Annotated in this window: 11 protein-coding genes, 1 tRNA gene and 1 riboswitch; of the genes, 11 read left to right on the top strand and 1 reads right to left on the bottom strand. The window is 44.4% G+C overall.

Annotated elements, in window-relative coordinates; genetic code table 11:
• The first annotated feature begins 76 nt into the window (after window positions 1–76).
• The 10 genes from FXZ76_RS01715 (at window position 77) to FXZ76_RS01760 (ending at window position 9,793) form a co-directional block, all read left to right on the top strand.
• Entirely contained in the window at window positions 77–538 is a 462-nt protein-coding gene (locus FXZ76_RS01715; protein WP_079535406.1) for a phosphatase PAP2 family protein, read from the top strand.
• A gap of 99 nt (window positions 539–637) precedes the next feature.
• A riboswitch (glycine riboswitch) is annotated at window positions 638–734 on the top strand.
• Window positions 735–888: 154 nt separating this feature from the next.
• Window positions 889–1,263: a GrdX family protein gene (locus FXZ76_RS01720; RefSeq protein WP_079535407.1), complete on the top strand. Its 375-nt coding sequence runs from the start codon at window positions 889–891 to the stop codon at window positions 1,261–1,263.
• Between the two features lie 17 nt (window positions 1,264–1,280).
• Entirely contained in the window at window positions 1,281–2,561 is a 1,281-nt protein-coding gene (locus FXZ76_RS01725) for a glycine/sarcosine/betaine reductase component B subunit (RefSeq protein ID WP_197682083.1), read from the top strand.
• Window positions 2,562–2,576: 15 nt separating this feature from the next.
• Complete coding sequence (grdB, locus tag FXZ76_RS01730) at window positions 2,577–3,887, top strand: glycine reductase complex selenoprotein B (RefSeq protein ID WP_079535408.1); 1,311 nt, start codon at window positions 2,577–2,579, stop codon at window positions 3,885–3,887.
• A 39-nt stretch (window positions 3,888–3,926) separates the two neighbouring features.
• Complete coding sequence (gene trxB, locus FXZ76_RS01735) at window positions 3,927–4,868, top strand: thioredoxin-disulfide reductase (protein WP_079535409.1); 942 nt, start codon at window positions 3,927–3,929, stop codon at window positions 4,866–4,868.
• Window positions 4,869–4,905: 37 nt separating this feature from the next.
• Complete coding sequence (gene trxA / locus FXZ76_RS01740; RefSeq protein WP_079535410.1) at window positions 4,906–5,223, top strand: thioredoxin TrxA; 318 nt, start codon at window positions 4,906–4,908, stop codon at window positions 5,221–5,223.
• A 93-nt stretch (window positions 5,224–5,316) separates the two neighbouring features.
• Window positions 5,317–5,793: a glycine/sarcosine/betaine reductase complex selenoprotein A gene (gene grdA, locus FXZ76_RS01745; RefSeq protein ID WP_079535411.1), complete on the top strand. Its 477-nt coding sequence runs from the start codon at window positions 5,317–5,319 to the stop codon at window positions 5,791–5,793.
• A 196-nt stretch (window positions 5,794–5,989) separates the two neighbouring features.
• On the top strand, window positions 5,990–7,525 hold the full coding sequence (grdC, locus tag FXZ76_RS01750; RefSeq protein WP_079535412.1) for a glycine/sarcosine/betaine reductase complex component C subunit beta: 1,536 nt from the start codon (window positions 5,990–5,992) through the stop codon (window positions 7,523–7,525).
• Between the two features lie 31 nt (window positions 7,526–7,556).
• Window positions 7,557–8,720, top strand: coding sequence for a glycine/sarcosine/betaine reductase complex component C subunit alpha (grdD, locus tag FXZ76_RS01755; protein WP_079535413.1), 1,164 nt, complete (start codon window positions 7,557–7,559; stop codon window positions 8,718–8,720).
• A gap of 326 nt (window positions 8,721–9,046) precedes the next feature.
• Window positions 9,047–9,793: an NAD-dependent protein deacylase gene (locus FXZ76_RS01760; protein ID WP_079535414.1), complete on the top strand. Its 747-nt coding sequence runs from the start codon at window positions 9,047–9,049 to the stop codon at window positions 9,791–9,793.
• A 761-nt stretch (window positions 9,794–10,554) separates the two neighbouring features.
• Here FXZ76_RS01760 and FXZ76_RS01765 read toward each other — a convergent pair.
• Window positions 10,555–10,628: transfer RNA gene (locus tag FXZ76_RS01765), tRNA-Gln, on the bottom strand.
• Between the two features lie 53 nt (window positions 10,629–10,681).
• Between FXZ76_RS01765 and FXZ76_RS01770 the strand changes: the two genes are divergently transcribed.
• A complete protein-coding gene (locus FXZ76_RS01770; RefSeq protein WP_157887272.1) occupies window positions 10,682–11,845 on the top strand; it encodes a dTDP-glucose 4,6-dehydratase in 1,164 nt (387 codons plus the stop codon).
• Window positions 11,846–11,855: the final 10 nt, after the last annotated feature.

The raw sequence follows: 11,855 nt of genomic DNA on the forward strand, positions 1-11,855 counted from the left end.
GTTGCCTTAAAGATATTTTTTAAGATACGACGCAAAATAGAATGTCACATTTAGAAATTGTGAATGAAGTCACAAGATGGAATTATTAAGAAACAAACAATCAAAGAAGAAATTAACTGGACTCGAGATTGCAAATAATGCACTGGTTTTAGTTGGCATTATCGCGTTTGTGGTGCTTGTTTTTTATTGCATTGTCACAGATGTTTGGCTAGCTGTAAAAATAGTTGTCGTCTGCACAGTTTCTTTTGTTGCGGTGACAATCTTCCGAAAGATATTGAATGTCCAAAGACCGCAAGTCGAGGGTGCAATTTATGACAAAAAAACTGGTGAGTCGTTTCCAAGCCGACACACTTTTTCGATGATGATGATTGGTCTTTCTTGGTTAAATGTAAATTTTTTGGCAGGAATGATTATCTGTGGTTTGACTTTCGTTCTGGGGGGAATTCGCATAGCGATGGGAGCACATAAAATGGGAGATATTTATGGCGCTATTCTTATCGCGATAACATGTGCTGTGGCTGGTTACTTTTTTCTTTGAGCGCGTTTAATTACCAGCTAGAAGGCCATTTTTCTTAAATTTTCCAATGATTTTTCGAGCCATTTGTGCTATAAAAGAGACAGGCAATAACAGGTGGGTTAAGACTTCAACAGAGAGAGTTCGACTCTGCAGTGAACCGCCGAAGAGGCAAGGCCGTTAGGCTCAAACTTTCAGGCAAAAGGATGTTGAAAATCGCCACACTCTGAAGATTCGGGACTCGAATCAACTGAGACGACTTTAGGACAAGCGGAGGGGCTTGCGTTTGGGGTCGTCTTTTTGTTTTCTTAGACCTCATTTCCTAAAGGCCTGTTGCAGATTGCAAGGTTTGCTAATTCTAAGGGGATTTGAGGATGAAGTTCAAAATCGTTACAAACAATCCGATGGTTCGCGACCATTATCAGGATGATTTTGAAGTTATGTTTCTTGATTGTTCCATTAAAGAAGTTATGCAGACCGTGCGCGATTTGTGCGCTGAGGGTTATCAATTGCTAACTCATCCTCTAAGTGGAAGCGTTAAACCTGGTGAGACACCTTATAAATCGGTGTTGATATCACAGCAAAAAGGCCAGACTGACGCTGACGGATTTAGGCTAGCCGAGAGTGCGATGAGTGCATGTGATAAATTCTCGCAGATGCACAAAGAGTGGAGTCCGAGTGTACTCGATGATTTTCAACTCGTCGATTACACGCTAATTAGCAGCGGCATCGAAAGTGCAGTTGCTTAGTAAGAGGAGGTAGAACCTTGAAGTTAGAGATGGGGTACATTCACATTAATGACGTCGTTTTGGGGAACGAGTCAAAAATTGAGAATGGCGTTCTCACAGTTGACGTTCAGGCCATCAAAGATCTCATCCTGGAAGATGAGCATCTGAAAGATGTCAGCCTTGATGTTGCACATCCTGGAGAGTCAACCAGAATCACGCCAGTTAAGGATGTAATTGAGCCTCGCGTAAAGGTTGATGGACCAGGCGGAATCTTCCCTGGTGTTATCTCAAAAGTTGATACAGTTGGTAGTGGAAAAACATATGCTCTTAAAGGCATGAGCGTAATGACAGCTGGCAAAATTGTTGGTTTCCAAGAGGGAATCATCGACATGAGCGGCCCAGGTGCAGATTACACACCTTTCTCAAAGCTCATCAATCTTGTTCTTGTAATTGAGCCAGTTGAGGGAATTAAACAGCATCAATATGAGCAGGCAGTGCGTTTCGCTGGATTTAAGACAGCAACATATATTGGTGAACTTGCACGTGAACTCACTCCTGATGAGACACGCGTTTATGAGACACCAACACTCATGGAAGGCGCAAAGATGTATCCAGATCTTCCACGTGTTGCTTATGTACAAATGCTCCAGTCACAGGGTCTTCTACATGACACCTATGTTTATGGCGTAGACGCAAAGCAAATCGTCCCAACAATCCTCTATCCAACCGAGATTATGGATGGCGCAATCGTATCTGGCAACTGTGTGTCAGCTTGCGATAAGAACCCAACATATGTTCACATGAACAACCCAGTTGTGCATGACCTCTATGATCAGCATGGCAAAACAATTAACTTCGTTGGCCACATCATCACAAACGAGAATGTTTATTTGGCTGACAAAATGCGTTCTAGCGACTGGACAGCTAAACTTTGCCGTTATCTCGATCTTGATGGCATTGTTCTTTCACAGGAAGGCTTCGGCAATCCAGACACTGACCTCATCATGAACGCAAAGAAGATTGAAACTGTTGGCGTAAAGACAGTAATCATCACTGACGAATATGCTGGACGTGATGGAAAATCGCAATCTCTTGCTGACGCTGACCCTCTGGCAAACGCTGTTGTTACTGGCGGCAACGCTAATCAGCTCATTACTCTTCCAAAGATGGACAAAGTTATTGGAACACTCGAATATGTAACAAAGATTGCTGGTGGTTCTGACCAAACTGTCCAGGCTGACGGTTCTTTGGAAGTTGAGATTCAAGCAATTACAGGCGCAACCAATGAGACAGGCTTCAACCTGTTGAGCGCAAGATAAGGAGGGGGAAGAAAGATGGCTGAATTAAAGGCAGTACATTACATCAACCAGTTCTTCGCTAACATTGGTGGCGAGGAGAAAGCTGATATTCCAGTAGAATTCCATGATGGCGAGGTTATGGGACCTGGCATGGCATTCAAGGCAGCTTTTGGCGACGACATGGAAATCGTTTCAACAATTGTTTGTGGCGACTCCTACTTCGCTGAGAACATCGATGCAGTAAAAGAGCAGATTCTTGCTAAAGTTAAGGAACTTAACCCAGACGTATTCATCGCAGGCCCTGCATTTAACGCAGGTCGTTATGGCGTAGCTTGCGGCACTATTGCAGATGCTGTTAAGCAAGAGCTTGGCATTCCAGTCGTTTCAGGCATGTATGAGGAGAATCCTGGCGCTGATATGTTCAAGACAAAAATCTACATTGTTCCAACAAAGAACAGTGCTGCTGGCATGCGTGATGCTGTTAAATACATGGCACCTCTTGCTCTCAAACTTGCTCGCAAAGAGGAAATTGGCGTTTCGAGCAAAGAACACTACATGCCAAATGGCATTCGCGTAAACTTCTTCGAGGAAGAGCGTGGATCAAAGCGTGCAGTTGACATGCTGTTGAAAAAACTTGCTGACAAGCCATTTACTACTGAATATCCAATGCCTACATTTGACCGCGTTGCGCCAAATCCTGCAGTTAAGGATATGAAGCATGCAAAGATTGCTCTCTGCACTTCAGGTGGCATCGTACCAAAAGGTAATCCAGATCACATTGAAGCATCAAATGCTACTCGTTATGGTGAGTATGACATCGCTGGTGTAGAAGATCTCACTTCTGATGCATGGGAGACAGCACACGGTGGCTATGACCCTGTTTATGCAAATGAGGATCCTGATCGTGTTCTCCCTGTTGACGTTTTGCGCGACATGGAAAAAGCTGGAGAAATTGGTGAACTTCATCACCTTTTCTACACTACAGTTGGCAACGGAACCGCTGTCAAATCAGCTGCTGCATTTGCCAAAGAATACAGCAAAAAACTGCTCGCTGATGGTGTCGATGCTGTTATAATGACTTCAACTTGAGGTACTTGCACTCGTTGCGGTGCAACGATGGTTAAAGAAATTGAACGTGCTGGAATCCCAGTTGTTCACATGTGCACAGTTACCCCAATTTCGATGACTGTTGGTGCGAACAGAATCGTGCCTACAATCGCGATTCCTCATCCATTGGGTGATCCTTCACTCGATCCTGATGAGGAGAAGGCACTGCGTCGTGGACTGGTAGAAAAAGCTATCAAAGCTCTTGAAACCGAGGTTGACGACCAAACAATTTTTGAGTAAGAGGAAAAGCCTCTTACATGAGTGAAAAGGAGTTGTAAGTTGAGCAAGGTTTATGACGTTATCATTTTGGGTGGTGGTCCTGCTGGACTGGCTGCAGGTCTTTATTGCGGTCGTAGCTGCCTAGACACTCTCTTGATTGAGCGTGGGCAAGATGGTGGCCAAATTGCAATCACAGACGACATTGAGAACTACCCTGGCCAAGAGGTTGAGGGCGAGAGTGGTCCAAGCCTTATCAAACGCTTCACAGAGCAAGTAGCTAAGTTTGGAGCCGAAAGACTTTCTGCAAACGTTACTAAAGTTGACTTCAGCGGAGAGACAAAGAAGTTCTATTGTGGTGATGACTGTTATGAGGCAAAAGCAGCAATCGTTGCTCCAGGTGCTTTCCCTAAACCAATTGGTTGCAAAGGCGAAGGCGACTATGTAGGAAAAGGCGTTTCCTATTGCGCAACTTGCGACGCAAACTTCTTCGAAGATTTCGAGGTCTTTGTTGTCGGTGGTGGAGACAGTGCTGTTGAAGAGGCAATGTATCTCACTAAATTTGCTCGTAAGGTACATTTGATTCATCGTCGTGATGAGCTTCGCGCTGCAAAATCTATTCAAGAAAAGGCATTCGCTAATGAAAAACTTGATATAATGTGGAACACTGTTGTCAAGGAAATCGGCGGCGAACCATTCCTCAACTGGATGATTGTAGAAGATACAGTCACTGGTGAGCAAAGAAAGATTGAAGCGGACGAAGAAGACGGCCTGTTTGGTCTCTTTGGATTTGTCGGCTTCTGCCCAAGAAGTGACCTCTTCGAGGGAATTCTCGACATCGAGAATGGCTACATCCTCACCGATGACAACATGAAGACGAACATTCCTGGTGTTTTTGCAGCAGGTGACGTTCGCAAGAAGCCACTCCGTCAGGTAGTTACAGCTGCTTCGGATGGCGCAATTGCAGCAACTCAGGCAGAGAAATACCTGAACGAGATTGCTTAAATAAACTGACCTTGATTATTTCGAAAGGAGGGAAATAATGTTAGATGTAGATAAGAACACATTTGAGGACGAAGTGTTGAAGGCAGACGGATACGTGCTCGTTGACTTCTATGGCGACGGTTGCGTTCCTTGCGCAGCATTGATGCCTCACATTCATGCTTTCGCAGATGTTTACGGCGATAAGATCAAGTTCACAAGCCTTAACACAACAAAGGCTCGTCGTCTTGCAATCGCTCAAGGCATCCTTGGACTTCCAGTTATTGCGATCTACAAAGATGGCGAGAAGATTGACGAGGTTGTGAAAGAAGGCGCTACAAAAGAGAGCGTCGAAGAGATGATCAAGAAATACTACTAATTAGCATTTTTTGATTCAAAGTTGTTCAACATCGGGAAACGCCCGTGTTGATAGTACCTTAATAGATTTTTGATTTGAAAGGAGATGAGCAGCATGGCAATCATTGAAGGCAAAAAGCTTATCATTGTTGGCGACCGTGACGGTGTCCCTGGTCCAGCCATCGAAGAGTGTGCCAAGAGCGCCGGCGCTGACGAAATTCTGTTCTCCTCTACGGAGTGCTTTGTTTGAACCAGCGCAGGTGCAATGGACCTCGAAAACCAGAAACGTGTACTCGAGTTAACAGAGGCTAACGGCGCGGAGAACATTCTTGTTCTTCTTGGCGCAGCAGAAGGTGAAGCTTCTGGCTTAGCTGCAGAGACAGTTACAGCTGGTGACCCTACTTATGCAGGTCCATTGACTGGAGTCCAGTTGGGACTCACGGTTTATCACATTTGCGAACCTGAGATTAAAGCTGAAATCGATCCTGATGTTTGGGATGAGCAGGTTAGCATGATGGAGATGGTGCTTGATGTGGACGACATCCACAATGAGATGGAGAATATCCGCAAAGAGTACTGCAAATATCTCTAAAGCACTTTTAAAAAATCTTAGGCGAGGCGTAAAGATTCTCTCTATCTTGCCTCGCCTTTTTTATTAGAGAGCGCGATTTAAAAGGCAGCTGAGCTATTTTTACTAATAGCTTTTCTAAAATCGGCGGAATCTGGGCTGCTTGTATGTTGTAAAAGATATTTGTAAGAATAGATTTTTAAAGAACGGAGTTAAATAGATGAAACCCGTAATTAAAGGCGCTGGCTATGTGCTGGTACACACACCAGACATGGTCATGCAAAATGGTACAACACAGACTACTGAGAAAATCGTTAACCCTGACTCAGAGTATCTGAAAGAGTGCCCTAAGCACATTCGTTCATACGAGGAATGTGTTTCATATTGGCCAAACCAAGTCTACATTGGAAACGCTCATCCAGATGACCTTCGTGGCGTAGAGTTCCCATACTATGACAAGAAATTCGAAGGTGCTGAGCGCTATGGCAAATATGGCGAGATTATGCCTCAAGACGAATTCCTTCTTCTCGTTCAGGTTTGCGACCAATTTGAGGTTGTAAAGCTCGAGAAAGGTTTTGTTGCTGCAACAAAAGATAAATTTGCTGCCAACGAAATCATCGACGAGTCAATCGTTAATGGTGTTGAAGATGGCGTTGAGCTTTCTGAGATTGAAGATCTCGTTGCTAATGACCATGCAGAGCCTCTTTTCAATGACGGCAAACTTGTTGGTTGCGTAAAACCAGCTCATGACATTGACACAAACCTTTCAAGCCATGTTATGCATGAGAACCTCATGAGCAAAGCTTCTTCAGTTCTTGCTCTTCTTTATGCAGTTCGCAATGCTGGCATTTCAAAGGACGAAGTTGAGTATGTAATCGACTGTGCTGAGGAAGCTTGCGGCGACATGAACCAACGTGGTGGTGGCAACTTTGCTAAAGCTGCTGCTGAGGTTGCTGGCCTTTCAAACGCTTCTGGTTCAGACACTCGTGGCTTCTGCGCTGCACCTTGCCACTCAATCATCAATGCTGCTTCTCTCGTTGCTGCTGGCACCTATAAGACTGTTGTTGTTACATCAGGTGGATGCACTGCTAAACTTGGTATGAACGGCAAAAACCATGTAGAGAAGGGCATGCCAGTTCTCGAGGATTGCCTCGGTGGCTTCGCTGTTGTCCTCACCCAAAATGACGGCGTTAACCCAATCATCAACCTTGATGTTTGCGGACGTCACACAGTAGGAACTGGATCAGCTCCTCAGGCTGTTATTACATCACTCGTTAAGGCTCCTCTTGAGAAGGTTGGCCTCAAGATTACTGATGTTGACAAATATTCTCCAGAAATGCAGAACCCAGACATTACAAAACCTGCTGGCGCTGGTGACGTTCCAGAGGCTAACTACAAGATGATTGGTGCTCTCGCTGCTAAGGGTGGAGAGATGACACCAAAAGATCTTCCAAACTTCATTGTTGAGCATGGTCTTACTGGTTGGGCACCAACTCAAGGACATATTCCTTCAGGTGTTCCATACATCGGATTTGCTCGCGAAGACCTCATGAGCGGCAAAATTAAGAACGCTATGATCATCGGCAAAGGCTCTTTGTTCTTGGGTCGTATGACTAACCTCTTCGACGGCGTTTCATTCTTGATCGAGCCAAATACAGGCGAGGAAGAGACTTCAGGCGCAGTCACACAAGAAGAAGTCAATGTTCTTGTTGGCAAAGCAATGAAGGAATTTGCAGACTCACTTTCAGCAGAATAAGTTAAGCGAAAAGATAAAGGAGTCAAACGATATGGCAAATTCAGTCGAATCTATGATTAAAAAGACCTTCACTGCTGTAGCAGAAGGTTTGCAGGATGGCTCTATCGGCGTCAAGCCAAAAATTGGTATCACAGGCATGGGCAGCGAGCATGGCGAAGAAAATGCTATGAAGGCAGCTGTAGAGGCAGCTCGCGCAGGTGTTGATGTTTATTACATCGGCAGCCTCGAGCATCCTGAGGTAACAACTGTACACGTTGCTGACGACGAAGAGGGTCACAAGAAGATGGAAGAAATGGTAGACGCTGGCGAACTCGATGGCGCAGTTACCATGCACTTCCCTTTTCCTATTGGTGTTTCAACAGTTGGACGTGCAATCACTCCAGCTAAGGCACACGAGATGTTCCTTGCTACAACAACAGGAACGTCTTCAACAGAGCGTGTTGAGGGAATGGTTCTTAACGCGATTTATGGCATCATCACTGCAAAGACTTGCGGTGTAGAAAATCCAACAGTTGGCATTGCTAACGTTGATGGTGCTCGTCAAACTGAGAAGATTTTGAAAGAGCTTCAAGACAACGGTTATGGCATTAAATTTGCCGAAAGCTCACGTGCTGACGGTGGATGCGTAATGCGTGGCAACGACCTTCTTCAGGCATCTGCTGATGTTATGGTTATGGACTCACTCACTGGCAACCTCATGTGCAAGATTTTCTCTTCTTACACAACCGGCGGAAGCTTTGAGGCTATGGGCTATGGCTATGGACCTGGAATTGGCGAGGGTTACAAGAAACTCATTATGATTGTTTCTCGTGCTTCTGGCGCTCCAGTTATTGCTAACGCAATCAAATATGCTGCACAACTCGTGCGCGGAGGAGTTTTCAAGGTTGCTGAGAAGGAATTCCAAGCAGCTAACAATGCAGGTCTCAAGCGCATCCTCGACGAGCGCAAAGAGTCTCTCGCAGCTGCTGCAGGAGCCGCTTCTGCAGAGGCTGTTACTGCACCTCCAGCAGAGCCAACAACTTCTCAAATCCCTGGCATCGAAGTCATGGACTTGGAAGATGCACAGCACTCACTCTGGAAAGAGGGAATTTACGCAGAATCTGGCATGGGTTGCACTGGTCCTATCATCAAGGTCAACGATGCAAAGCTCGAAGCTGCAAAAGAAATCCTCAAGAAGGGCGGCTACATTCAGTAGTTTTGTTCACCAAATTGGTGATTATGAAAGGCTGGGATTCGTCCCAGCCTTTTTATTATGCATACAATTTCTTCTTGAAAGGCCTGATATCTATTGGATGTTTTTGTTTTAAAACATGTCAGACGTCATTTTCTTTCAGGCGATTTCATTTTTTTTAAACTATGTCAGACTTCATTTTTTGCCAACTCTTTATCTTTAGAACTTAGTTGCGCTTAAATTCTGAAGCAGTTTTTAAATTTCCAAAACATGATAGACACGTTGATTTTGCTTGAATTGAGTAATTGGGGTGTAAACTTGGAATTAAAAGACGACAAGAGGAGTTGATCATGGAGTCAGAAGAACAGATTCAGCTTTTAAGAGATTGGGTTTCAGATTGCACGCCTGGTGGCATGGTTTTTTTTGGAGGTGCGGGCGTATCAACAGAAAGCGGAATTCCGGACTTTCGCAGCCAGGATGGCATCTACAATCAGAAATATCCTTATCCTCCCGAAGTAATTGTTTCGCACACTTTCTTTTGGAATCACACGAGGGACTTTTACGATTTCTATTTTGACAAAATGATTTTTGGCGATGCAAAGCCAAACGCAGCCCACGAAAAGCTTGCAGAACTAGAGAGCGACGGAAAATTACGAGCAATAGTTACTCAAAACATAGATGGACTTCATCAGGCAGCAGGTTCGAAAAATGTTCTAGAGCTTCACGGTTCTGTCCATAATAATTACTGCACGCAGTGCAATGCCTATTATTCACTAGCTGAAATTTCTGATGCAAGAGGCTGCTCTCCAGATGGAATTCCTCATTGCCCCAAGTGCGGCGGAATCATAAAACCCGATGTTGTTCTTTATGAAGAACCTCTCAATACGAGCATCACCACTCAAGCTATTGATGCTATTTCAAAAGCCGATCTTCTTGTGATCGCCGGCACATCTCTAGTAGTTTACCCTGCGGCCGGAATGATTGACTATTTCCACGGTAAGCATCTCGTCATTATTAACCTTTCCCCAACAAAAGCCGACCATAATGCCGATTTGTGCATTTGTGAAAAAGTTGGAAAAGTGTTTAAGGGTCTCTAAAGTGCGTATTGATGCTCTTTTAAGTAAGAATCTCAGTTAATCTCTTACGCAAAGCTCATTCGAGAGATTGCTGTAGCCGATAGGAAATTAACTTTGCCTGGCAATTCGTTGCACCTCGAACGTTTCAAATTTCTAAGACATTTCGAAAACGCATTTTGAAAGCACGTTATAGTTCTGCTTTTTTTAAAGGACAGATTAGTTTTTCTAAATCTGCGCGTCTGTGCCAGTTTATTTTTGATAATAATTCACTTGCAGTTATTAGACTGTGCAATTCGTGCGAAAATCGAGCGAACGATGGTGAGCGTACTTCGCTATGTGACCCTGAGTGAGTGGAGACTTGCAACTAAATTGTGTAAAACTAGCAGGCTTCCCAATCGTTAGCGAAAGCATGACTGAGTGAGGAGATTCTTTTGAAACGCCGAGGAGCTGTACTTCGCACTGCCCAAAAGTTTAAGGGCAAAGGAGGGGAATGTACAGCGTTTCTGGAGAGTTAATTTTGAGTCAATTCGTGCGAAAATCGACCGAACGATGGTGAGCGTACTTCGCTACGTGACACTGAGTGAGTGGAGATTTGCAAGTAAATTGTGTAATACTAGCAGGTTTCCCAATCGTTAGCGAAAGCATGACTGAGTAAGGAGATTCTTTCGAAACGCCGAGGAGCTGTGCTTCGCACTGCCCGAGGTGTTGCAGAAAGAAGATGCCACTCAGGCTTGCTTGCAGCGTCAAGTGGTGTGTTTTTCGGTAGAAAAACGCAACTTAGATGGCTGGGGTGGAAGGAGTCGAACCCTCACATACGGTACCAGAAACCGCTGTCCTGCCATTAGACGACACCCCAATGCGAGGTATTATTATAAACGAAAATTATCATTTGAATCAAAGGTTGCGTCATTGCCATTTCCCCTGAGAAAAATTGTTGTCACAGGTGGTTGCGGATTCCTGGGCTCGAATTTTGTTAATTATTTAGCGCATAATCAGCCTGATGTAGAGGTTACTGTTTTAGATTCTCTTACCTATGCAGGAAATCTAGCAAACATAAAAGGGCTGGGGAGGACTGGAATCGAGTTTGTTCAAGGAAACGTTTGCGATTTTAATCTTTTGGACGAGGTTGTCAAAGGCAAAGATGCGGTCGTGCATTTTGCTGCAGAGACACACATTGACAATTCGATTTTAAATCCATCTCCTTTTATCCAGTCGAACATTATGGGCACATTTTGTGTGCTAGAGGCTTGCCGGAAGCACGATGTTTATCTTCACCACATATCTACTGATGAAGTTTTTGGTGATTTGGGGATTAGTTCGCGCACAGAAGTTGATGGGAATTGCGTGCATCAGGATGAGGCTTGCGCGAACCCTAGCTTAAGTTCCAGCGCTGATGACAGTCTTTCATGTGATGCTGCAGTTAGTGCTAACAATGAAGGTGCATTTGTAGGGTCAACCTTGTCCTCTGGATTGGTGGGCTGCAGGTCATTAAACAGGAATGACAAAGATTACGGTGATTCAAATTTTAAATTCACAGAACTTTCGCCCTATCGGCCTTCGAGTCCCTATTCTGTATCAAAGGCATCGTCGGATATGCTTGTACGAGCTTGGATTAGAACATATGGACTTAAGGTCACTATTTCAAATTCATCGAATTGCTATGGTCCACGCCAGCATGTGGAAAAGTTTATACCAAAGCAAATCACACGGCTTCTGTCTGGAGTAAAGCCGGTTCTTTATGGCGATGGACTGAATGTGCGCGATTGGATGTTTGCCGATGATCACTCTTCTGCTGTTTGGTCAATTTTGACGAAAGGCAGGCCTGGCGAATCCTATTTGATTAGCTCAAATTGTGAAAAAGCGAACTTGAATGTCGTTCAAACTATTCTGCAACAGATGGGTTACCCATTAGATTTCTTTGAGAGAGTTGATGACAGGCCGGGTCACGACAGAAGATATGCAAGCGACTCTTCAAAACTTCGTCATGATACAGGATGGAAGCCAGTTTATGACAATTTTGAAGAAGGAATAAAAGAAACTATCGAGTGGTATAAAAACAACTTCTCTCAATAGCTTGTTCTGC

This window comes from Phoenicibacter congonensis, assembly GCF_902386915.1.
GTDB classification, from domain to species: Bacteria; Actinomycetota; Coriobacteriia; order Coriobacteriales; family Eggerthellaceae; genus Phoenicibacter; species Phoenicibacter congonensis.